21 protein-coding genes are annotated in these 22,424 nt (G+C 73.8%); 13 read left to right on the top strand and 8 right to left on the bottom strand.

What is annotated here, in order from left to right; genetic code table 11:
• Window positions 1-2: 2 nt before the first annotated feature.
• Window positions 3-941 (bottom strand): type I pantothenate kinase, encoded by a 939-nt coding sequence (coaA, locus tag ABD879_RS11715; protein WP_345020424.1) that lies wholly within the window; start codon window positions 939-941, stop codon window positions 3-5.
• 154 nt (window positions 942-1,095) lie between these two features.
• Here coaA and glmS point away from each other — a divergent pair, with 154 nt between their 5' ends.
• Window positions 1,096-2,943: a glutamine--fructose-6-phosphate transaminase (isomerizing) gene (gene glmS, locus ABD879_RS11710; RefSeq protein WP_345020423.1), complete on the top strand. Its 1,848-nt coding sequence runs from the start codon at window positions 1,096-1,098 to the stop codon at window positions 2,941-2,943.
• Between the two features lie 463 nt (window positions 2,944-3,406).
• Here glmS and ABD879_RS11705 read toward each other — a convergent pair whose 3' ends face one another.
• From ABD879_RS11705 to ABD879_RS11695, 3 genes are all read right to left on the bottom strand, one after another.
• Window positions 3,407-3,613 carry a DUF397 domain-containing protein gene (locus ABD879_RS11705; protein WP_345020422.1) on the bottom strand — a complete coding sequence of 69 codons (207 nt, stop codon included), beginning with the start codon at window positions 3,611-3,613 and terminating at the stop codon, window positions 3,407-3,409.
• A 154-nt stretch (window positions 3,614-3,767) separates the two neighbouring features.
• Window positions 3,768-3,995 carry a DUF397 domain-containing protein gene (locus tag ABD879_RS11700; protein WP_345020420.1) on the bottom strand — a complete coding sequence of 76 codons (228 nt, stop codon included), beginning with the start codon at window positions 3,993-3,995 and terminating at the stop codon, window positions 3,768-3,770.
• A gap of 250 nt (window positions 3,996-4,245) precedes the next feature.
• Window positions 4,246-5,121, bottom strand: coding sequence for a helix-turn-helix domain-containing protein (locus ABD879_RS11695; RefSeq protein WP_345020416.1), 876 nt, complete (start codon window positions 5,119-5,121; stop codon window positions 4,246-4,248).
• 226 nt (window positions 5,122-5,347) lie between these two features.
• On the opposite strand from ABD879_RS11695, the gene ABD879_RS11690 reads away from it, so the two are divergent.
• The 8 genes from ABD879_RS11690 (at window position 5,348) to tsaD (ending at window position 13,098) form a co-directional block, all read left to right on the top strand.
• Window positions 5,348-6,862 carry an NAD(P)H-hydrate dehydratase gene (locus ABD879_RS11690; protein WP_345020412.1) on the top strand — a complete coding sequence of 505 codons (1,515 nt, stop codon included), beginning with the start codon at window positions 5,348-5,350 and terminating at the stop codon, window positions 6,860-6,862.
• Between the two features lie 236 nt (window positions 6,863-7,098).
• The gene (gene alr / locus ABD879_RS11685; RefSeq protein ID WP_345020410.1) at window positions 7,099-8,256 is read left to right on the top strand and encodes an alanine racemase; all 1,158 of its coding nucleotides are present in this window, start codon (window positions 7,099-7,101) and stop codon (window positions 8,254-8,256) included.
• Window positions 8,249-9,349, top strand: coding sequence for an alpha/beta fold hydrolase (locus ABD879_RS11680; RefSeq protein WP_345020408.1), 1,101 nt, complete (start codon window positions 8,249-8,251; stop codon window positions 9,347-9,349). The genes alr and ABD879_RS11680 overlap by 8 nt, the downstream gene beginning before the upstream one ends.
• Before the next feature lie 119 nt (window positions 9,350-9,468).
• Window positions 9,469-9,936 (top strand): tRNA (adenosine(37)-N6)-threonylcarbamoyltransferase complex ATPase subunit type 1 TsaE, encoded by a 468-nt coding sequence (gene tsaE / locus ABD879_RS11675; protein WP_345020512.1) that lies wholly within the window; start codon window positions 9,469-9,471, stop codon window positions 9,934-9,936.
• A 137-nt stretch (window positions 9,937-10,073) separates the two neighbouring features.
• Entirely contained in the window at window positions 10,074-10,826 is a 753-nt protein-coding gene (locus tag ABD879_RS11670) for a hypothetical protein (RefSeq protein ID WP_345020404.1), read from the top strand.
• Window positions 10,827-10,880: 54 nt separating this feature from the next.
• On the top strand, window positions 10,881-11,564 hold the full coding sequence (tsaB, locus tag ABD879_RS11665) for a tRNA (adenosine(37)-N6)-threonylcarbamoyltransferase complex dimerization subunit type 1 TsaB (protein WP_345020402.1): 684 nt from the start codon (window positions 10,881-10,883) through the stop codon (window positions 11,562-11,564).
• 20 nt (window positions 11,565-11,584) lie between these two features.
• Complete coding sequence (gene rimI, locus ABD879_RS11660) at window positions 11,585-12,064, top strand: ribosomal protein S18-alanine N-acetyltransferase (protein WP_345020509.1); 480 nt, start codon at window positions 11,585-11,587, stop codon at window positions 12,062-12,064.
• Window positions 12,061-13,098, top strand: coding sequence for a tRNA (adenosine(37)-N6)-threonylcarbamoyltransferase complex transferase subunit TsaD (gene tsaD, locus ABD879_RS11655; protein ID WP_345020399.1), 1,038 nt, complete (start codon window positions 12,061-12,063; stop codon window positions 13,096-13,098). Before rimI ends, tsaD begins: the two co-directional genes overlap by 4 nt.
• Before the next feature lie 36 nt (window positions 13,099-13,134).
• On the opposite strand, the gene ABD879_RS11650 is transcribed toward tsaD, so the two are convergent.
• From ABD879_RS11650 to ABD879_RS11640, 3 genes are all read right to left on the bottom strand, one after another.
• The gene (locus tag ABD879_RS11650) at window positions 13,135-14,127 is read right to left on the bottom strand and encodes a phosphotransferase family protein (RefSeq protein ID WP_345020397.1); all 993 of its coding nucleotides are present in this window, start codon (window positions 14,125-14,127) and stop codon (window positions 13,135-13,137) included.
• A 220-nt stretch (window positions 14,128-14,347) separates the two neighbouring features.
• Window positions 14,348-15,910, bottom strand: coding sequence for an apolipoprotein A-IV repeat region-like domain-containing protein (locus ABD879_RS11645; protein ID WP_345020393.1), 1,563 nt, complete (start codon window positions 15,908-15,910; stop codon window positions 14,348-14,350).
• Between the two features lie 573 nt (window positions 15,911-16,483).
• Window positions 16,484-17,719 (bottom strand): class I SAM-dependent methyltransferase, encoded by a 1,236-nt coding sequence (locus tag ABD879_RS11640; protein WP_345020391.1) that lies wholly within the window; start codon window positions 17,717-17,719, stop codon window positions 16,484-16,486.
• 231 nt (window positions 17,720-17,950) lie between these two features.
• Here ABD879_RS11640 and groES point away from each other — a divergent pair, with 231 nt between their 5' ends.
• The 4 genes from groES to ABD879_RS11620 all read left to right on the top strand — a co-directional run bounded on the left by groES (window position 17,951) and on the right by ABD879_RS11620 (window position 21,862).
• The gene (gene groES / locus ABD879_RS11635; protein ID WP_067912313.1) at window positions 17,951-18,259 is read left to right on the top strand and encodes a co-chaperone GroES; all 309 of its coding nucleotides are present in this window, start codon (window positions 17,951-17,953) and stop codon (window positions 18,257-18,259) included.
• 88 nt (window positions 18,260-18,347) lie between these two features.
• Window positions 18,348-19,976: a chaperonin GroEL gene (gene groL / locus ABD879_RS11630; RefSeq protein ID WP_345020389.1), complete on the top strand. Its 1,629-nt coding sequence runs from the start codon at window positions 18,348-18,350 to the stop codon at window positions 19,974-19,976.
• Window positions 19,977-20,267: 291 nt separating this feature from the next.
• Window positions 20,268-20,861 carry a sigma-70 family RNA polymerase sigma factor gene (locus tag ABD879_RS11625; RefSeq protein ID WP_345020506.1) on the top strand — a complete coding sequence of 198 codons (594 nt, stop codon included), beginning with the start codon at window positions 20,268-20,270 and terminating at the stop codon, window positions 20,859-20,861.
• Window positions 20,858-21,862, top strand: a complete 1,005-nt coding sequence (locus tag ABD879_RS11620; RefSeq protein WP_345020386.1) for a hypothetical protein — start codon at window positions 20,858-20,860, stop codon at window positions 21,860-21,862. The genes ABD879_RS11625 and ABD879_RS11620 overlap by 4 nt, the downstream gene beginning before the upstream one ends.
• 49 nt (window positions 21,863-21,911) lie before the next feature.
• On the opposite strand, the gene ABD879_RS11615 is transcribed toward ABD879_RS11620, so the two are convergent.
• Window positions 21,912-22,301, bottom strand: coding sequence for a DUF5319 domain-containing protein (locus ABD879_RS11615; RefSeq protein WP_345020385.1), 390 nt, complete (start codon window positions 22,299-22,301; stop codon window positions 21,912-21,914).
• Window positions 22,302-22,424: the final 123 nt, after the last annotated feature.

The raw sequence follows: 22,424 nt of genomic DNA, 5'->3' as shown, positions 1-22,424 counted from the left end.
GCTCAGATGCGGCGCAGCCGGACGCGCTGCACGCTGTGGTCGCGGGCCTTGTGCAGGACGAGGGTGGCGCGGCCGCGGGTCGGCAGGATGTTGGACACCAGGTTGATCTCGTTGATGTCGCGCCACACCCGCTGCGCGAACGCGGCGGCCTCGTCCTCGTCCAACCGGGCGTACCGGTGGAAGTACGAGCGGGGGTCGCTGAACGCGGTGCGGCGCAGCGCGAACAGCCGCTCCACGAACCAGTGCCGGATGTCCTCGACGCGGGCGTCCACGTAGATGGAGAAGTCGAAGAAGTCGGCGACGGCGAGCGTCCCGGCGGGGGAGGGCTGCAGCACGTTGAGGCCCTCCACGATGAGGATGTCGGGGCGCCGCACGGTCTGCCGGACGTCCGGCAGGATGTCGTACTCCAGATGCGAGTACACCGGGATCTCCAGCTCGGCGGCCCCCGCCTTCATGGACTGCACGAACCGCACCAGCGCCCGCCGGTCGTAGGACTCGGGGAACCCCTTGCGGTCCATCAGCCCGCGTTCGGTGAGCACCGCGTTGGGGTACAGGAAGCTGTCGGTCGTGACGAGTTCCACACTGGGGTGCTCGGGCCAGCGCGCCAGCAGCGTCCGCAGCAGCCGCGACGTGGTCGACTTGCCCACCGCCACGCTGCCCGCCACGCCGATGACGAACGGGGTGGGCCGCACCGGCTCGCCCAGGAACCCGCTGACGGTGTCGCGCAGCCGCCCGTCGGCCATGAAGAACAGGTTCAGCAGCCGCGACAGCGGCAGGTAGACCTCCTCGACCTCGGTGATGTCGATCGGGTCGCGGACGCCGCGCAGCGCGTCCAGCTCGTCGGGGGTGAGGGGCAGCGGGGTGTTCTCGCGCAGCGCCCGCCACTGCTCTCGGGAAAGCTCCACGTAGGGGCTCGGCACGGCGTCCCATCCGCTCGTCATGGGCTGACACCCTAGCCGCCGGTCCATCGTGCCGCCCCGCCGGGGGCGGGCCGCAAGGGCGTCTCCCGCAGTTCACCGTCCGTACACGCTGCAGCCGTTCACTTTGGCATTCGCTGGTGGGGCCCATGAGCCTGCACCCAATAGGCTTGCCGCCATGTGCGGAATCGTTGGGTACGTCGGCGACCGGCCGGCGTTGGACATCGTGGTCGAGGGGCTCGCGCGGCTGGAGTACCGCGGCTACGACTCTGCCGGTGTGGCCGTCCTCGCCGACGGGAAGCTGGCCACGGCCAAGCGCGCCGGCAAGCTCGTCAACCTGCGCGGAGCGCTGGAGAACGACCCGCTGCCCGACGGGACGCTGGGCGTGGGGCACACCCGGTGGGCCACGCACGGCCCGCCCAACGACCGCAACGCCCACCCGCACACCGACTGCGCCGGGACGGTCGCGGTCGTCCACAACGGGATCATCGAGAACTTCGCCCGGCTGCGCGCCGAGCTGGACGAGGGCGGGCACGCCCTGGACTCCGACACCGACACCGAGGTCGTCGCGCACCTGCTGGAGGACGAGCTGCCGCGCGCCGGCGGCGACCTGACCGAGGCGATGCGCCGGGTGTGCCGCCGCCTGGAGGGGGCGTTCACGCTGGTGGCGGTGCACGCCGACGACCCCGACCGGGTGGTGGGCGCGCGCCGCAACTCGCCGCTGGTCGTCGGGGTCGGCGACGGGGAGAACTTCCTGGCCAGCGATGTGGCGGCGTTCATCGCCCACACCCGGGACGCGATCGAGCTGGGCCAGGACCAGGTGGTCGAGCTGCGCCGCGACGGCGTGACCGTCACCGACTTCGACGGCCGTCCCGCCGAGATCCGCGAGTACCACGTCGACTGGGACGTGTCGGCCGCGGAGAAGGGCGGCTACGACTACTTCATGCTCAAGGAGATCGCCGAGCAGCCGCGGGCGGTCGCCGACACCCTGCTCGGCCGGATCGGCGCGGACGGCCGCCTGGTGCTGGACGAGATGCGGCTGACCGACGAGCAGCTCCGCGAGATCGACAAGATCATCATCGTGGCCTGCGGCACCGCCTACCATGCCGGGCTGATCGCCAAGTACGCCATCGAGCACTGGGCGGGGCTGCCCTGCGAGGTGGAGCTGGCCAGCGAGTTCCGCTACCGCGACCCCATCCTGACCCGCACCACCCTGGTCATCGCGATCTCCCAGTCCGGCGAGACCATGGACACGCTCATGGCGGTCCGGCACGCCCGCGAGCAGCACGCCCGGGTGCTGGCGGTGTGCAACGTCAACGGCTCGACGATCCCGCGCGAGTGCGACGGCGTGCTCTACACCCACGCCGGCCCCGAGGTCGGCGTCGCGGCCACCAAGACGTTCCTGACCCAGCTGGTCGCGGTGTACCTGATCGCCCTGTACCTGGGGCAGGTGCGCGGCACCAAGTGGGGCGACGAGGTGTTCGCGATGATCCAGCTGCTGGAGCGGATGCCGGAGAAGGTGGAGAAGGTCCTGGAGACCATGGAGCCGGTGCGCGAGCTGGCCCGCTCCCTGGCGGACGGCCACTGCGTGCTGTTCCTCGGCCGGCACGTCGGCTTCCCGGTGGCGCTGGAGGGCGCGCTCAAGCTCAAGGAGCTGGCCTACATGCAGGCCGAGGGCTTCGCCGCCGGCGAGCTCAAGCACGGCCCGATCGCGCTGATCGACAAGGACCTGCCGGTCGTGGTGGTGGTGCCGCCGCGGGCCCGGGCGGTCCTGCACGACAAGATCGTCTCCAACATCCAGGAGATCCGCGCCCGCGGCGCCCGCACCATCGTGATCGCCGAGGAGGGCGACACGTCGGTGGAGCCGTACGCCGACACGCTGATCCGCGTGCCCGCCGTGCCGACGCTGCTGCAGCCGCTGGTGGCGACCGTGCCGCTGCAGGTGTTCGCGTGCGAGCTGGCCACCGCCAAGGGCCACGACGTCGACCAGCCGCGCAATCTGGCCAAGTCCGTCACCGTGGAGTGACCCGGACGGGGGCGCCGGGCGCGCCCCGCGTGCCCCCGCCACCCGGCCGCACGGCGTGCCGAGCCGCATGCCCGGCACCCGCGGCGTCCACGACCGACCCGCCCGCCGCGAGCACCCGGTGTCCGCGACCGGCTCGCCCGTGGCGGGCGAACCGGCGCCCACGACGGGTTCACCCGCGGCGGGTACCCGGTGTCCGCGACGGTTCACCCGCCGCGAGCCCCCGGCGTCCGCGACCGGCTCGCTTGCGGCGAGTACCGGAGTTCGCGCCCGGTTCGCCCGTGGCGGGTGTCCGGCGTCCGCCAGGTGCTCACCTGCCGCGCATCCGGCGTTCCCCGTCGGCGCCTGCCGGCGCCGGGCGAGGAGCGGCCGTGCGGCTTCCGCGCGCCGCTGTCTTCGGGCTGCCCGGGGAATGCCCGGGGCGGCCGGTGACGTGCCGGCGCGCGGGGGCGGTGCCGAGCGGCGGTCAGGGCTCGGCGGCTGCTTTGATCCTGGCGGCGAAGGCACGCCACTCGGCGGGGGCGAACTTCAGCACGGGCCCGGACGCGCCGAGGACGCTGTCGCGAACCCCGATCGCGCCGCCGTCGAGGCGGGCGACTTCGACGCACGTGCCGTTGCCGCCGCAGCGGCCGCTGCTCCTCCAGTGCGCCGACGCCTCCTGCTGCTGCCCCATCGCGCCTCCCGGCGAACATCCTCACAAGGGCTGGCGGCTTCATGCCGACATTGCCTTATATACCCTTTGATATACGACATGTCGCCGGACGGATGGGACAGAAAGCTGTGTCCTGCCGGTGCCGCCGTACGCGTCGACGGCACCGGCCGTGCGATCAGCGGGTCCCGGCGTCCCCGGTGAGGTCGAAGCGGCCCCGCTTGACCTCCGAGACGAACGAGCTCCACGCGGTCGCGGAGAAGCTCAGTTCCGGCCCCCCGTCGCGGGCGGAGTCACGGGCGCCGATCACCCCGCCGGGCAGCGCGGCGACCTCGACGCAGGTCGTGCTCCCGCCGCAGCGCGAGCTTTTCCGCCAGCTGCCCCTGTTGATATTACCTGACGCCACTTTGCGCCTTTCAGAAGATATATGTCCGATTCGTGATGGATGCGAATTCGCGAATACGCGTCGAGTGCCGCAGCGTCCGTCGCGGTAAACGGACTGAAACTGCGCGTCTCGATGTCCGGAGGTGTGCTGCCGGACGCCAGACACGGCGACCCTAGCAGAAATGCTCGGCGGTTTTCATGACGGCCGACGGAATCGTCCGCGGATTTGACCTTTGTTGTGCAAACCCGTACTGACCTGTGCGGACGGAGGGTCAGATGCGGCTGCGCCACATGTCCCTGGCGGCCGCCAGGTGGATGCGCGATTCCACCGGGTCGAGCGCGTCCTCGCTCATTTGCCGGTGCGCCAGCCGGGCCCGGAAGCTGACCGACTCGTCGGTCAGGTAGTCCATCGTGAGAGTCTCCGAGTAGACGATGTCGGGGAACTGCACGTCGTAGATATCGGAGAACTCCAGCAGGGTGAAGGACGGCTCCATGACGGCATGAAATCCATCCAGCGGCAGAATGCGCAAAGAAATGTGCGGCAACTCCGCCGAGCGGCGCAGATGTTCCATCTGCTCGGCCATCACCGCCGCGTCGCCGACCCGGCGGTGCAGCACCGCCTCGTCCAGCACCAGCTCCAGCCGCATCGGGTCGGGGCGCCGCAGCACCTCCTGGCGGCGGATGCGCAGCTCGATCCGGCGTTCGATCTCCTGCGGGGAGATGCGGCGGTCCAGGTAGTTCCAGCCGCCGACGACGTGCCGGGCGTACGACTCGGTCTGCAGCAGGCCGGGCACGACCACATTCTCCCACTGCAGCTCGGCGTCGGCCTCGGTCTCCAGCGAGATCAGCTGCGCGTATCCCGGGTCGAGCCAGGGGTAGTCCTCCCACCAGCCGCGCTGCGCCGCGTCCCGGGCCAGCGCGATCAGCTCGGCCCGGCGCCGCCCGTTCACCCCGTACAGCTCCAGGAGCATCTCGACGTCGCTCAGCCGCGCCCCGGTGCGGGCGTTCTCCAACCGGCTGACCTTGGCGGTCGACCAGGACAGGCGGTCGGCCACCTCGTCGCCGGTGAACCCGCTCTGCGCACGCAACCGGCGCAGCTCGGCGGCAAGGCGCTGCTGCCTGACGGACGGACGTGGGGTTGCGCTCATGCTGCGTTTACTCCGCCCCAACGAAGACCCCGAACACCTTTTGCCATTGCAGTCTGCCTCACCGGACGCCCTGAAGGCAGCGGCCGAGCCGCATTCCGGGCCTCATGGCAGTCTTGGAGGTGATCGTCGGAGCGGGCGGCGCCCCCGGACGATGATCGTGACGCGCGTGGGGGCAGTGGTACTCGCGAGGCCGTTTTTCCAGGCGAGGGCGGAGAGGAAGCTGGGGATGAGGTACGCGCACGAGGTCGGCAAGGTCCGCGCCGCGGAAGGGGCCCTGATGGCCCGGCTGCCCGAGGGGACGCTCATGCAGCGCGCCGCCGCCGGGCTGGCCGCGGTCTGCGCCCGGCTGCTGCCGCGCGTGTACGGGGCGGACGTCGTGCTGCTGGTCGGCGGCGGTGACAACGGCGGCGACGCCCTCTACGCGGGCGCCCGGCTGGCCCGCCGGGGCGCCCGGGTGACCGCCGTGCCCGCCGGTGCCCGGACCCATCCGGGCGGACTGGCCGCGCTGCGCGCCGCCGGCGGCCGCGTGCTGGACCGGGTGGACGGCGCGGCGGTGTCCCCGTCCGCGGCCGCGGCGATCGAGGCGGCCGACCTGATCATCGACGGGCTGACCGGGATCGGCGGGACGGGCGGCCTGCGCGAGCCGCACGCCACCCTGGCCGTGCTCGCCTCCCAGGCCACCGGCGTGGTGGTGGCCTGCGACGTGCCCAGCGGGGTGGACGCGAGCTCGGGCCGGGTGGACGGCGTGGCCGTGCACGCGGACGTGACCGTCACCTTCGGCACCTACAAGCCCGGCCTGCTCATCGACCCCGGTGCGGCCTGCTGCGGCGTGGTGGAGCTGGTCGACATCGGCCTCGGCCCGGACCTGCCCGACCCCGACGTGGTGGCGGCCTGGCCGGTGGACGTGCAGCCGCCCGAGCCGCGTCCGGAGTCCGACAAGTACCGGCGCGGCGTGGTGGGCATCCTGGCCGGCGGCGAGGAGTTCACCGGCGCGGCGGTGCTGTGCACGGGCGGGGCGGTGCTCGGCGGCGCGGGCATGGTGCGCTTCGCCTCCGTCGAGCGCCCCGTGGAACTGGTGCGCCGGCGGTGGCCCGAGGCGGTCACCACCGTGCTTCCCCCCGGGGTCGGCGGGGCCAAGGCCCTGGAGCGCGTGGGCCGCGTCCAGGCGTGGGTGGTGGGCCCCGGGCTGGGCACCGGCACGGAGGCCGAGTCCCTGCTCGAAGCGGCGCTGGGCACCGACCTTCCCGTCCTGGTGGACGCCGACGGGCTGACGATCCTGGCCCGCCGCCGCGACCTGCTGCGGCGCGAGGCGCCCACCGTCCTGACCCCCCACGCCGGGGAGCTGGGGCGCATCCTCGGGGTGGAGCGGGAGCTGGTCGAGGCGCGGCGGCTGGAGCACGTCCGGCGGGCCGCCTCGGAGCTGTCGGCCACGGTGCTGCTGAAGGGTTCGACCACGCTGGTCGCCGAGGAGGACCGTCCCGTCCGGGTCAACCCCACCGGCACGCCCCGCCTGGCCACCGCGGGCACGGGGGACGTGCTGTCCGGGCTGATCGGCGCGCTGCTGGCGGGCGGGATGTCCGCGTTGGACGCCGCGGCCGCCGGGGCCTATCTGCACGGTCTGGCCGCCCGCATCGCCGCTCGGGGCCCGGTCGGGGACGGGACGGGCCATTCGTCCGAGGCGCCCATCAGCGCCGGCGACGTGATCACCGCCCTGCCCGACGCCTTCCGCGCCGTGTCCTGACCGCCATACCGAAACGCATTTCCTGAATGGCGGGTCAGCAGCGAACCGATCGGCGGGGCGTAGACGTCCTCATGGGGGTAGGAAGCCGGTAGGTGTTCGAATGTGCGCTGGAACGCGCCCGGCACCGTCGCCGGGCGGGAACGGAACGCAGGATGCCGCCGTACGGGGCCGTGAGCAGGCAGGAAGGGCAGCGATATGGTCCGGCCACGGCTTCCGGCGCGGCACACTGGGGAATCATGAGCAGTCCAGCGCAGGCACGCATCGACCTGGAAGCCATCGGCGCGAACATCGCGCTGTTGCGTGAGCACGCCGGCGGTGCCGAGGTCATGGCCATGGTGAAGGCCGAGGCGTACGGGCACGGCCTGGTGCCCGCGGCCTGGGCGGCGCTCGCGGGCGGGGCCTCCTGGCTGGGCGTGGCCAAGCTCGACGAGGCGCTGCGGCTGCGGGACGGGGGCGTGACCGGGGTGCGGACGCTGGTCTGCCTCTGCACGCCGGGGGAGCCGTTCGAGCGGGCGGTCGCCGCGGACGTCGATCTGGCCGCCGGGAGCGTGCGGCTGGTCCGGGAGATCGCCGAGGCGGCGGTGCGGGCCGGGCGGCCCGCCCGCGTCCACCTCAAGGCCGACACCGGCATGTCCCGGGGCGGTGCGGCCCCGGACGACTGGGCCGCCCTGGTGGACGCCGCGCTGGCCGAGGAGGCCGCCGGCCACCTGCGCGTGGTCGGCCTGATGTCGCACCTGGCGTGCGCCGACGAGGTCGGCCATCCCGCCAACGCCCGCCAGGTCGCGGCGTTCCGCGAGATGGTGGAGCACGCCGAGAAGGCGGGGGTGCGGCCCGAGGTGCGGCACCTGGCCAACTCCGCGGCCACGCTGACGCTGCCGGAGGCGCGTTTCGACCTGGTCCGTCCCGGAATCGCCACCTACGGGCTGACGCCGGTGCCGCAGCTCGGCGACTTCGGGCTGCGGCCCGCCATGACGCTGTCGGCCGGCGCGGCCCTGGTGAAGCGGGTCGCGGCGGGCAGCGGCGTGTCGTACGGGCACACCTACCTCACCGAGCGGGACACCACCCTGGCCGTCGTCCCGGTCGGGTACGGCGACGGCATCCCCCGGCACGGCTCCAACCTGCTGGAGGTGCTGGCGGGCGGGCGGCGGCGCCGCATCGCGGGCCGGGTCTGCATGGACCAGTTCGTGATCGACCTGGGCGACGACGCCCTGGCCGCCGGGGACGAGATCATCCTGTTCGGGCCCGGCGACCGGGGCGAGCCGACCGCGCAGGAGTGGGCGGACGCGCTCGGCACGATCTCCTACGAGATCGTCACCCGCATCGGCGCCCGGGTGCCCCGGGTCTACGCGGGGCGGTCCGCGTCTCGGCCGCACGAAGGGGTCAGGCATGGGTAGCAGACGAAGGCCGGGCATCGCCGGTACCGTCGCGGGCATCGGGGCGGCGGGCGTGGGTGCCGCGGTGGGGCTGCGGCAGCTGGCCGTGGGGCGCCGCCGCCTGCGGCCCGATCCCGACGCCGGCGAGCCGTTCGGCGAGCTGCGCGGCCGTGCGCTGACCGTGCACGCCGACGACGGCCTGCCGCTGTACGTGGAGGTCGACGGGCCCGACGACGCCCCGGTCACGGTGGTGTTCTGCCACGGCTACACGCTCAACCAGGACGCCTGGCACTACCAGCGGCGCGACCTGCCCACGCCGCGTCCGGGCCTCGGCCGGCCGCGCCTGGTGTTCTGGGACCAGCGCAGCCACGGCCGGTCCGGGCGCAGCGACCCCGCCCACGCCACGATCGCGCAGACCGGCGAGGACCTGTACGCGGTGCTGCGCGCCACCGTTCCGGCGGGTTCGCCGGTGGTGCTGGTGGGCCACTCCATGGGCGGCATGTCGATCATGGCGCTGGCCGACCGGCACCCGCAGCTGTTCGGCGCCCAGCGCGGCAGGCTGCGCGTCGCCGGGGTCGCCCTGATCAACACCTCCTGCGGCGACATGACGGAGCTGACGCTGGGGCTGCCGCTGGTGCTGGCCAAGGCGCTGCGCCCGCTGGCGGGCGGCGCGATCCGCGGCCTCGGCCGCCAGGCCCAGCTGGTGGACCGCGCCCGCGGCCTGGCCGGCGACATCGCGTTCGTGGTGACCCGCAAGATGGCCTTCGCCGACAAGCACGTCAGCCCCACGGTGGTGGACTTCTTGGAGCAGATGATCCGGGCCACCCCGATCGACGTGATCGCCCAGTTCTACCCGGCGCTGATGGCGCTGGACGAGGTGTGCGCGCTGGAGCCGATCGGGCGCGTCCCGGTGCTGGTGCTGGCCGGCGGGCGGGACCGGCTCACCCCGCCCGAGCACTCGCGCCGCATCGCCGAGGCGCTGCCGGACGCCGAGCTGATCGAGGTCGGCGACGCCGGGCACGTGCTGCCGCTGGAGTATCCGGGCGTCGTCACCGGCGGGCTGCGCCGCCTGCTCGAACGCGTCCACCCCCGACACGAGGAGCGCACCGCTTGAGCGAGGAGGCAGGGCGGCGCCCGCAGGGCGCCCCGAAGGCGAGCGCGGAGACGAGCGCAGAGGCGAGCACGGGAGCGAGCGGGGGGCGCGGTTCGGGGGAGACGCCGGCGAACACCACCGTGACGGTGCGGGTGCCGAGCGCGGAGGACATGCGCGAGCTGGGGCTGCGCCTGGCCGGGGGGCTGCGCGCCGGGGACCTGCTGGTGCTGACCGGCGACCTCGGCGCGGGTAAGACCACTTTGACGCAGGGCATCGCCGAGGGGCTGAAGGTGCGCGGCCCGATCACCTCGCCCACGTTCGTGATCGCGCGGGTGCATCCGCCGCTGGCCGCGGGGCCGCCGCTGGTGCACGTCGACGCTTACCGACTGGACGGTTTCGCCGAACTCGATGATCTTGATTTGGACGCCGAGATCGCCGAATCGGTGACCGTCGTGGAATGGGGGCGGGGGCTGGCCGAGGGGCTGGCCGACGACCGGCTGGAGATCGTGATTTCCCGTTCCGGCGACACCGACGAGCGCACCGTGATGATCACCGGGGTGGGCGCACGCTGGGCGGTCGCGCTCGGCGATCTCGTTGACGAAGGATGACCACGGCGGTGGGCGGCCATTGGTGAGCCTTTTTCCATAAGTGGGGGCTCGACCACTTACGGGGCCGATGTCGTACTCTTCGGTAACGAACTCTCCATCGCGACTGACAGCTTTCCTTCGTTCGGGAGTGGATGCCGGTGAGTGGTAGCCATCGCAGCGGCAATCACCGCGCGGGCAGCGGCAGCCACCGGCGCGTCGGCCGCGACCGCCGCCCCGGACGCCGCCTGGCGGCCCTGCTGGCGGGCGTGACGACGGGCGTCGGGGTGTGCGTGCTGGCGGCGTTCGTCATCTTCAGCGGCCTCGGCGTGGGCCGCGACGGCGGCGGATCCGGCGAGGTCATCGGCAGCGGCGCCGCCGAGACCACCCCGGCCCGCGGCGAGCGCACCCAGGTCCCGGACGCCTGCGGGGTGCTGAACAGCGAGATCACCGACCGGCTCGTCCCCGGCGCGCAGAGCAACCCGGCCGACAACTACCAGGCCAGCGACCAGCAGAGCCAGTGCGTGTGGGGCGCCTACAACGGCAAGCGCAAGCGCCAGCTCACCGTGGAGCTGCGGGCGATCACCGCCGGCCAGGGCGGGCCCGTCGAGGCCGCCCGGCGCACGTTCGCCGACGAGCGCGGCGCCGACGAGTCCGGCAAGGCGCTGCTGGTGGGGCAGGAGCTCGCCGAGAAGCGCGACATCGAAGGCGTGGGCGACGAGGGCTACGTCGTCTACAGCGTCGACGAGGGCCAGGGCTCCGGCGAGGCCGTCGCCAACGTGCGGATGGGCAACGTGCTGGTCACCGTGCACTACAGCGGCGGGGACGGCGGCGACGCGCTCGGCTCGTCCGCCGCCATGGACGGCGCCGAGGAGGCCGTCAAGGGCGCCGCGGACGCCCTGGACGCGAGCTGATCGGGCGGCCGGGCCGGGCGCACGTCCCCCCGGAACGCACTACGCTTGCAGTCCGTGCTGGTCCTGGCTTTCGACACCGCCACCGCCGCGGTGACCGTCGCGCTGTACGAGTGGTCCCCCGGCGAGGGAGTCGTCCGCCGCGGGGGCGTCGAGGCCGTCGACCGGCGCCGGCACACCGAGCTGCTCACCCCGTCCATCGCGCAGACGCTGGCGGAGGCGGGCGCCGCCCCGCAGGACCTGCACGCCATCGCCGTGGGCGTCGGCCCCGGCCCCTACACCGGGCTGCGCGTCGGGCTGGTCACCGCGCGCGCGATGGGCGACGCGCTGAAGATCCCCGTGCACGGCGTGTGCACGCTGGACGTCATCGCCTGGGAGTCGCGGCGCGAGGAGCCGTTCGTCGTCGCCACCGACGCCCGCCGCAAGGAGGTCTACTGGGCGCGGTACGAGACGGCCGCGGTGCGCGCCACCGAACCGGCCGTCGGCCCCCCGGCCGACGTGCTCGCCGGGCAGCCGGCCGACCTGCCGGTCATCGGCGAGGGCGCCGCCCTGTACCCCGAGGTCCTCGGCGCCCGCGACCGCGAGCCGCTGCCGCTGCTGCCCAGCGCCGGCGCGCTGGCCGAGCTGGTGGTGACCCGGCTGTCGGGCGCGCCCGGCCCCGGCCTGGTGCCGCCCGAACCGCTGTACCTGCGGCGTCCCGACGCCCGCGAGCCCGGCCCGCGCAAGAGGGTGTCGCGGTGACCGGCGTCCGGCTGCGCGCCATGACCGCCGCCGACCTGCCGGCGGTGCTGCGGCTGGAGCGGCGGCTGTTCCCCGAGGACGCCTGGAGCGAGCAGATGCTGCGCGGCGAACTGGACGACCAGCCCCGCACCCGCCACTACGTGGTCGCCGAGGACGACGGCGGCGCGATCATCGGGTACGCGGGCCTGGCCGCCGCGGGCGGGCAGGCCGACGTGCAGACCATCGCCGTGGCGCCCGAACGGCAGGGCCAGGGCGTGGGCGCGGCGCTGCTCACCGAACTTCTCGACGAGGCCGGCCGGCGCGGCGCCGAGGCGGTGTTCCTGGAGGTGCGCGCCGACAACGACCGGGCCCGCCGCCTGTACGAGCGGTTCGGGTTCCACCGGGTCGGGCTGCGCAGGCGGTACTACCAGCCGTCCGGCGTGGACGCCATCGTGATGCGCCGCCTGCCGGACGGCCGGCCGCCCGTCGGTTTCGGCCCCGAAGGAGGGCGAGACAGATGATCCGTGACTCCGAGCCCCTCGTGCTGGGCATCGAGACGTCCTGCGACGAGACCGGGGTGGGCATCGTCCGCGGCACCGCGCTGCTGGCCGACGCCGTCGCCTCCAGCGTCGACCAGCACGCCCGGTTCGGCGGGGTGGTGCCCGAGGTGGCCTCCCGCGCGCACCTGGAGGCGATGACCCCGACCGTGGAGCGCGCCCTCGCCGACGCGGGCGTCGCGCTGCGGGACGTCGACGCGCTCGCCGTGACCGCCGGGCCCGGTCTGCCGGGCGCGCTGATGGTGGGCGTGGCCGCGGCCAAGGCGTACGCGCTGTCGCTGGGCAAGCCGCTGTACGGGGTGAACCACCTGGCCGCGCACGTGGCCGTCGACCAGCTCGAACACGGGCCGCTGCCGCGGCCGTGCGTGGCGCTGCTGGTGTCGGGCGGGCACTCGTCGCTGCTGCTGGTGCCCGACGTGGCCCGCGACGTCCGGTCGCTGGGCGCCACCGTGGACGACGCGGCGGGCGAGGCGTTCGACAAGGTCGCCCGCGTCCTCGACCTGGGCTTCCCCGGCGGCCCCGTCATCGACCGGCGCGCCCGCGAGGGCGACCGCGACGCGATCCCGTTCCCGCGCGGCAAGTACGACGACGGCACCTACGACTTCTCCTTCTCCGGCCTGAAGACGGCCGTGGCGCGCTGGGTGGAGGCGAGGGAGCGCGCCGGCGAGCCCGTGCCGGTCGCGGACGTGGCCGCCTCGTTCCAGGAGGCCGTGGTGGACGTCCTCACCCGCAAGGCCCTGCAGGTGTGCCGCGACCACGACGTGCACGACCTGCTCATCGGCGGCGGGGTGGCGGCCAACTCGCGGCTGCGGGCCCTGGCGCAGGAGCGCTGCGACGCCGCCGGGGTGCGGTTGCGGGTGCCGCGTCCCAAGCTGTGCACCGACAACGGGGCGATGGTCGCCGCGCTGGGCGCCGAGATGGTGTCGTCCGGGGTGGCGCCGTCCGACCTGGGCCTGCCCGCCGACTCCAGCCTGCCCATCGACTCGATCCGGATCTGAGCGCCCGGGACGCCGCCGGGCCGCGCCGGGGCCGGGTCAGGACTTGGCCGAGACGCCGAGCTCGGCCAGCCGGGCGGCCAGGTAGTCCTCGAACAGGGGCACGTGCGCCTCGTCCATGATCCGCCCGGTGCCCTCGGGCAGCAGGTCGAGCAGGGTGCGCACGTCCCAGTACGGGTCGTGCGGGTAGCCGCCGGACACCTGGTCGAACGACGACAGGAACCGGTCGGCGGCGGCCGTGCCGTACCGCAGCGCCATGTGCACCCGCATGTGCGCGATATCGACGGCGATCGGGCCGTAGGAGGCGTCCGACCAGTCCACCACGCCGGTCAGCCGCCCGTACGACCACAGGGTGTTGTCGGGCTGGTAGTCGCGGTGGATGAACCTGGACGGGGCCTCGGGCGCCGGCCCGGACGCCACGTCGAACGCCCGCTCCCACAGCGCCGGACGCTGCGCGTGCGCGGGCGGCCGCCGCACGTCGAGCCGGTTGTACGGCACGTACGGCGGCATGGTGGACGCGCCGTTGACCGCGTGCACCGACAGCAGCGCGGCCGCCATCTGGATCAGGTACTCGGGCAGGTCGCCGGGCGACGGCCGCGGCGGATGCCCGGCCAGCCGCTCGATGATCAGCGCGGGCGCGTCGCAGTAGGCGCCGGCCGGGTCGGCCGCCACCAGCGCCGGCGTGGGCACCTCGCAGCCCGCCAGCAGTGCCAGCGCGGCGATCTCGCGTTCGGGGGAGAACTCGGCGCCCACGCCCGGCACGGCGGGCCGCGCGGCGGCACCGCCCTCGCCGGCGGCCTGCCCGGGCGGCGGCTGCGGCAGCCACCGCCGCAGCACCAGCCGGTGCGCCGCGCCCGAGCCGCTCTCGACCAGCAGCGCGTGGTTGACGTGGGCGGCCCCGCCCGGCAGCGGACGCACCATCTTCACCACGGCGCCCCGGCCGAAGCACTCCGCCACCCAGCGCAGCGTGTCGCTGTCGGGCGGGGTGCCGACGGGAGGCCGGGGAGCCGGAGAGTGGGTCACGGGAACCATGAAAACCGATTCGGGCGTGGGTTGGCAGTGATTTTGCGAAGACGGAACGTAACAAAAAGCACGTCATCGGGAGGCGTCGCCGCGACGCCTTGCGGCCTTCGAGGGGATTCGGCGGAGGAAACGCATGTGCCGGGGCGGGGCGCCGTGGGCGCACGGGAGCGGGCGCCCCGCCGCACGAGCCGATCCTGGCAGCCGGTCGCGGGCCCTGCGCGGCCCCCGGCTACTCCTTGGCCTCGCGCCGGGGGCGCAGCAGCGCCTCGGCGAGCGCCAGCATCGTCTCCTCCAGCGTGGACAGCCGTTTGAGCATGTCCTCGTGCACCGCGTTGACCTGCTTGGTGACATCGCCGTGCACCGAATCGACCTTGCGGCCGACCTCCTCCTGGACGTCGTCGAACCGGCGGCCCAGCTCGGCGTGCACCGCGTCGGTGCGCCGGGCGACCTCCTCCTGCCAGCCGTCGACGCGCTTGGCGAACGCGTCCTGCAGGCCGCCGACCCGCCGGGTGACGTCCTGGTGGATGACGTCGACCTGCTTGGCCACGTCCTCGTGCACGTCCTCGATCCGCTTGCTCATGTCCTCGTGCACGCCGCCCACCTGCCGGGCCACCTCCGTGTGCACCGACTCGACCTGCTTGGTGACGTCGGCGTGCACCGACTCCACCCGGCGGGAGACGATGTCGACCTGCGTGGTGAACTCCTCCAGCGCGCCGTCGACCTTGCGGGTGACCTCCTCGTGGATGCCCTCGATGCGCTTGCGGACGTCCTCGTGCAGGCCCTCGAACCGGCGGGAGAACTCGTCCATGCGCTTGGCCACGTCGGTGTAGGCGGTCTCGGCGATCTGCGCCATGGCGGCCTTGACCTCGTCCCGGTCGGGCCGGGCGCGCAGCTCCTCGATCAGCGGGTGCACCGCGTCGGCCAGGTGCTTCTCCAGCGCGTCGAACCGGTCGCCGTGGTCGATCACCGGCCGCTGCGCCAGCTCGGCCAGCTTGCGGTGCAGCTCGCCGACCTCCAGGGTGGCCGGCAGCCGGTCCAGCCGCTCGCCCAGCGAGCCGATCCGCTCGTCGATGCCCTCGAACCGCCCGTCCAGGCCGTCCAGCTTGCCCGACAGCCCCTCGAGTCGGCCATCGAGCCCGTCCAGCCGTCCGTCCAGACCGTCCAGCCGCCCGCCGACGCCCTCGACCCTGCCGTTGACCGCCTCCAGCCCCTGCTCCACCCGGTCGGCCATCTCGCCGAGCGACTGGTCGACCCGGGCGGTGATCCCGCTGATCGAGTGCTCCAGCTTCTCGGCCCGGTGCCCGAGCTCGGCCAGGGACTTGTCCAGCCGGTTGAACCGGACGGAGGCCGCCTCCATGCTGCCCTGCAGCTTGTCCAGCCGCTTGGTCATCTCCTCCATGCGCTGCGACGCCTGCTGGGTGACGTCGTTGATGTGCTGCGCGGAGTCGAGCACCGCCTGCAGCCGGGTCAGCCCCTCGTCGACGTTCTCGGCGACGACGCCCACGTCGGCCCACAGCGCGGGCAGCTCGGCCACCGGCTTGACCCGCTCGCCCACCGCCTCGATGTGCTCGGCCAGGCCCTCGGCCCACTCCGGCGGCTTGCCCGCCAGCTCCTCGACCTGCCCCCGGACGCCGTCGAGCTGCCCGGTCAGCCCGTTCAGCTCCCGTTCCCGGACCTCGCGCAGCAGCCATTCCATCCCCTCCAGCCGCTGGCGGATCTCGTCCAGGACCTGCCCCTGTGAGCGCTGTTCGTAGACGTGGTCCTGCGCCGCACGGGCGAGCAACTCCCGCATCCGATCCGAGACCGGTTGACCCCCCGTCTGCAGGAAGTTGTGATTCGTTTCCACCCGATGCTCCTTCGTGTGCCGACGCGATGAAATGGCGTGCGGCATTGAATCGTGAACGCCTCACTGTAGTGGTTGCGCGGCGCCGCGATAAAGCGAACGGGAAACATTGCGGGTTCCGTGGAATGCACTTGGTTTTCCGGGCGGCGGTAACGGGGGAGAACATCCTGGGCGAGGTCATTTCCGACGGTTCACGGGCGAGCCGGGCGGGCGGCCGCCGCCGACGCCGTGACCGTGGCGCCGGGGCTGCTCCCGCCTGGGGGAGCCCAGTCTGCCGGGCCGGGGGCCGCGGCGCGGGCCGACGCGCCGGGGGCGCGCGCCCGCCCGTCAATTGCGAACGCCGCCTTTCTCCGGCCGCCCGCGATTCCCAGGATGGCAGGCGCGGCCCGGAATCGGCGCGATGCTTAGCGGACGCGATGCCGCGGCATAGGCGATTTTTTCGCTGCGCCCGGCGCGCCTCCCGGATCCGCTTGCGAACATTAAGCGGCGGGGAGATCTTTTAGTCGGCGGTGAGATCTTCGTTCATTCCCCGGCGGGGAGCGGGCGGGCGAGCAGCGCGACCGGCGCCCGGCCCACGCGGGTGAGCACGACGGTCGCCTCCGCCCCGCCGCCCCGGCGCGGCCGGGAGGCGAACCCGAGGTCGCGGCGCAACCGGTCCACGTCCACCGCCGAACCGCGCTTCTTGATCGTCAATACGCCGACGTCCCGGCGGCGCAGCTCGGCGCGCAGCCGCTTGACCGAGAACGGCAGCACGTCCTCTATCTCGTAGGCCGCCGCGAACGGCGTCGCCACGGCCGCGTCGGCGGTGACGTAGGCGATGCGCGGGTCGGCCAGGCCGCCGCCCACCTGCGCGGCCACCTCGGCGACCAGGCGCGCGCGGATCACCGCGCCGTCCGGCTCGTACAGATAGCGCCCCCACGGGCGCACGTCCGGCGCGTCCAGGCCGGGCTCGGGCGTGAGCGTCGCGGCGGGGGAGTCCGGGTCGTCCGACCGGATCACCGTCGCGCGGCGGCCCACCGCGCCGGCCAGCCCGCCCAGCCACAGCGCGGCCTCCTTGACGTCCCCGCCGACGGAGATCCACTCGGCCTCCACGCCGTTCGGGATCGCATCGTGCGGGATGCCCGGAGCCACCTTGACGCACCCGGCGGGCGCACGCGCGGCCAGGTCCAGGACGGTGCCGAGCGGCGGCTCGTACGCCCGGGGGTCGAACACGCGCCCCCGGCCTGTGCGCCGCCCCGGGTCGGCGAACACCGCCGCGTACCCGGCGGGATCCTCCAGGGTGGCGTCGCCCTCGCGGACGGACGCCAGACCGGCCAGCCCCAGCGCCTCGACGTTCGCCTTCGCCACCGCCGCCGTCAGCGCGTCCCGCTCCACGCCCTCCCCGCGGCACCCCAGCCGCGCCCGGGCGATGAGGTCGGCCCCGATCCCGCACCCCATCTCCAGCACCGCCCCGCCGCGGGCGTCGAGATACGCGGCGAAGCGGCGCGCGCGGTGGGCGGCCACCCGGGCGCGGGTGGCCTGCTCCAGCCCGTCGGGGGTGAAGTACATGCGGTCGGCGTCCGGGCCGAACTTGGCGCGGGCGCGCACCCGCAGCCGGGCCTGGGTCAAAGCGGCGGCGACGAGCTCGGCGGGGTAGCGTTCACGTAGGCGCGCAGCCGTGCTGAGCAGGGCGTTCTCGCTCAGGTCCGCCTCGGCGGCCGCCGCGAGGACGGCGCGGCCCGCGGGGCCCGGCAGGGCCCGGAACGCCTCGATGTCCATACCCCGGACGGTAGCGGTGCCGGGGCCGGGGGCGCGCACGTGTTCGTGTTGACGCCTCCCCGGCCACGGCATAGTCTCCATGACTGGCACTCTCAAGCTGAGAGTGCCAATAAGCGACGAGGTCGGTCTGGCACCCGCGACGGCAGGCCGGTCCGGGGTCGCCTCTTCTGCCACATGTGCGGCCGGCCCTTCCACGCCGGCCGAGGACACCACCGAAGGGGAGGTCAGATCGTGACGACCGCCACCAAGGTTGCTCTCAAGCCGCTTGAGGACCGCATCGTCGTCCAGCCGCTTGAGGCCGAGACCACCACCGCGTCGGGCCTGGTCATTCCCGACACCGCCAAGGAGAAGCCCCAGGAGGGCACCGTCCTGGCCGTGGGCCCGGGTCGGGTCGACGACAAGGGCGAGCGGGTGCCGCTCGACGTGAAGGTCGGCGACGTCGTGCTCTACAGCAAGTACGGCGGCACCGAGGTCAAGTACAACAACGAGGAGTACCTCGTGCTCTCGGCGCGTGACGTCCTCGCGATCGTCGAGAAGTAAGGCGTCCGAGCAGTGACGCACCGCCCCGGTCCGGCCCGTCAACAGGGGCGGACCGGGGCGGTTCGCGCGAAGGGAGACTGTTTTCCGCATGGCGAAGATCCTGGAGTTCGAGGAGGACGCGCGCCGGGCCCTTGAGCGCGGTGTCGACCGCCTCGCCAACGCCGTCAAGGTGACCATCGGCCCGCGCGGCCGCAACGTGGTCATCGACAAGAAGTTCGGCGCGCCGACCATCACCAACGACGGTGTGACCATCGCCCGCGAGGTCGAGCTGGAGGACCCCTACGAGAACCTGGGGGCCCAGCTGGCCAAGGAGGTGGCCACCAAGACCAACGACATCGCCGGCGACGGCACCACCACCGCCACGGTGCTGGCCCAGGCGCTGGTCCGCGAGGGCCTGCGCAACGTGGCCGCGGGCGCCTCGCCGCTGGGCCTCAAGCGGGGCATCGACGCGGCCGCCCGGCACGTGTCCGACCAGCTGCTCAAGGTCGCCCGCGAGGTCGAGGAGAAGAGCGAGATCGCGCACGTCGCGACCATCTCCGCGCAGGACGCCGGCATCGGCGAGCTGATCGCCGAGGCGTTCGAGAAGGTCGGCAAGGACGGCGTGATCACCGTCGAGGAGGCCCACACCATGGGCCTGGAGCTGGAGTTCACCGAGGGGCTCCAGTTCGACAAGGGGTACCTGTCGCCGCACATGGTGACCGACCCCGAGCGCATGGAGGCCGTCCTCGAGGACGCCTACGTGCTGATCGTCGACGGCAAGATCTCCAACGTCAACGAGTTCCTGCCGCTGGCCGAGAAGGTCGCCCAGACCAAGAAGCCGCTGCTGGTGGTGGCCGAGGACGTCGAGGGCGAGGCGCTGGCCCTGCTGGTCGCCAACAAGATCCGCGGCACCTTCTCCTCGGTCGCGGTCAAGGCCCCCGGCTTCGGCGACCGCCGCAAGGCGATGCTGGCCGACATGGCCATCCTCACCGGCGGCCAGGTGGTCAGCGAGGCGCTCGGCCTGAAGCTGGAGAACCTCAACCTGGAGGACCTCGGCCGGGCCCGCCGGGTCACGGTCACCAAGGACGCCACCACGATCGTCGACGGCGCCGGCGCCGCGTCCGACATCGAGGACCGCATCCGCCAGATCCGGGTCGAGATCGAGCGCAGCGACTCCGACTGGGACCGCGAGAAGCTGCAGGAGCGCCTGGCCAAGCTGTCGGGCGGCGTGTGCGTGCTGCGCGTCGGCGCGGCCACCGAGGTGGAGCTGAAGGAGAAGAAGCACCGCCTGGAGGACGCCATCTCGGCGACCCGCGCGGCCATCGAGGAGGGCATCGTCTCCGGCGGCGGCTCGGCGCTGGTGCACGTGGCCAAGGAGGGCTTCGAGACCCTCGGCCTGTCCGGCGACGAGGCCGTCGGCGCCGAGGCGGTGCGCCGCGCGCTGGTCGAGCCGCTGCGCTGGATCGCCGAGAATGCCGGCAAGGAGGGCTACGTCGTCGTCTCCAAGGTGCAGGAGCTGCAGCCGGGCCACGGCTACAACGCCGCCACCGACGAGTACGGCGACCTGATCGCCCAGGGCGTCATCGACCCGGTCAAGGTGACCCGGTCGGCGGTCAGCAACGCCGCGTCCATCGCGGGCATGCTGCTGACCACCGAGGCCCTCGTGGTCGAGAAGCCGGAGGAGCCCGAGGAGGCCGCCGCCGGCGGCCACGGCCACGGGCACGGCCACGGCCACTGACCGTTCCGGTCGCGTCCCAGAGCCCCCGCCGGGCACCCGGCGGGGGCTCTTTTCGCCCGCCTTATGGTCACTTTGCGCGCCGAGACGGGCGCGTGGCGTGACGAAAGAGCGTCGGACGGCCGCACTGTGACCATTCCGTTGTCTTGCACGGTGGAGACAGGGCGGAGCGCGCTGGGCATCATGCTCTACGTGACCGAGGGATGCTACGCCGGGACAACGACCGCGCGCGCTACCGAACCCTCGGGAGGCCCGGCCCCGCCGGTGCCCCCCGACACCGGCCGCCGACGGCAGTTGCGCGCGGTGTCGCCGGAGGGCGGGCGCCCCGACGAAGGCGACCTCAAGGAGCTGACGACCCTGGCCGTGCAGGGCGACCCGGGCGCGATCGAGGTGCTGATCGGGCAGGTGCGCCCCATGGTGGTCCGGTACTGCCGGGCCCGGCTGGGCCGCGTGTCCGGGCAGTACCACATCGCCGACGACGTGGCCCAGGAGGTCTGCATCGCGGTGCTGTCGGCGCTGCCGCGCTACCGCGACATGGGACGGCCGTTCGCGTCGTTCGTCTTCGGCATCGCCGCGCACAAGATCGCCGACGCGATGCGCAGCGCGGTCCGGGCGGCGGTGCCGACCGAGGACCTGCCGGACGGTCCCGACGACCGGCCCGGCCCCGAGGAGACGGTGGTGCGCTACATCGAGGCCCAGCGCGCCCGCGACCTGCTCACCCGTCTCCCCGACCACCAGCGTGAGCTGGTGCTTCTGCGAGTGGTGGCGGGTCTGTCGGCGGAGGAGACCGGTAATGTACTGGGCATGTCCGCTGGGGCGGTACGGGTCGCGCAGCACCGGGCCCTGGCCCGGCTTCGGGCGATGGCCAGAGAGGAGTCGATCGCTTGACGGAGCGCAGTACGGGCGCCCCGGAACCGGTCGACCCCTTCCGCCGCGGCGATGCCCCCGCCGCCGAGTTCCCGACCGGCGATCTGAGTGCGGTGCGCCGCACCGACGCGGTCTTCGAGGCGCTGGCGCGGCACGCTGCGTCCTTTGCCCCCGCCACTGAACCCGCCGCCTCCGCTGGTGAGCCCGCCGGTGCGCCCGCGGACTCGGACGAGGCCGCAGAGCCCGGCGACGCCGAGGCCGAGCTGGACGAGCGGCTGCGGGCCGCGGGCGCGGAGTCCGATCCGGCGGTGCGCCTGCTGCGGGCGCTGGTCGCCGACGTGGGCGAGCCCGGCACCGAGCGCCGTCCCGGGCCCGAACCGCCGTCCGGGCCGCGCCGGCGCGGGCGCCGCACGATCGTGGCGCTCGGAGTGGCGGGCACGGTGCTGGCGTCGGGCGGGGTGGCCGCCGCGGGCGTCGACCTGACCGGGCGGTCCGCGCAGGGCGTTCCGTCCGGCGAGCAGATCACCCGGCCGGCGGACGACCGGTCCGCCGACACCCGGCGGCAGACGCTGCGCGCGGCGCCTCGCGCGGCCCGGCCCGGCGCGGTCGCCGGACGGACGCGGGCCGTGCCGCGCACGCCCACGTCACCGGCGCCGACCCGCAAACCCGCCGCCGAGCGCCGCGACCGTGCGGTCGGCCGGAGCGCCGGCGGGAGCGTACGCCCGCCCGCCCCGTCGGGCTCGTCCTCGCCGTCGCCGACCGCTCCGGACGACACACTCGTCCAACCGGCACGGCCGGGCGTCCGGCCCCCCGCCGGGCTGCCGTGGCCGGGCCCGTCGGCCGAGAGCGAGTTCCGGCGGCGCATCGAGGAGATCCGCCGCTGGCTCACCAGGCCCGCCGGGCAGTCCCGCCGCGGCTACGAGGCCCGCTTCTTCGGCCAGAACGCGATGGGCCGGCGGACCGCCGAGCAGGGGAAGGACACGGGGCGCGACCGAAACGGTCCGCGCCGCGACCGCTCCTGACCCGCCGCCGACCCGCGGGGCCCGTCGGCCCCGCGGACATGAGCTCGGGCTAGTCGGTGTCGCGGCCCTCTTCGCTGTCTATGACGCCGTCGACATAGCCCCGGGCGTACTCCCAGGAGACGTAATCGACCGGGTCGGGCGCCAGGGCGGGCTCGTGCACCCGCGGGGTGCCCTCGTCGAGCAGGTGGCGCAGGTTGCCGTGCAGCAGGTCCCAGTCGATGTAGTGCAGCTTGCCGCAGTCGCCGCAGTCGACCGTCAGCCCGCGCACCCCCAGCGGCTCCAGGAGCGCCCGGAAGACCTCCAGGTCGGCGAGATCGGCAAGCACGTCCTCCCGCTCCGCCACGCTGAGCGGAGCGATGTCCTCCCCAGGGTCGCCGAGCGAGGCGGCCGGGTCCTCCGGGTCGCCGGCGAACGGGTCGAGTGGGGCATCGTCGTGCACCCCTCCACGCTACTGCCCCGGGGCGGGCGAAGGGGAGTCCCGATCCCGGCCGGGCGCGAAGAATGATCGAGCTTTCACGTTCCGTGATCGGGAATTGCGGGACCCCGGGCGCCGTTCAATGTC

It is taken from the genome of Actinomadura keratinilytica, from assembly GCF_039539665.1.
Classification (GTDB): domain Bacteria; phylum Actinomycetota; class Actinomycetes; order Streptosporangiales; family Streptosporangiaceae; genus Spirillospora; species Spirillospora keratinilytica.
This window is presented reverse-complemented; position numbering and strand designations above follow the sequence as displayed.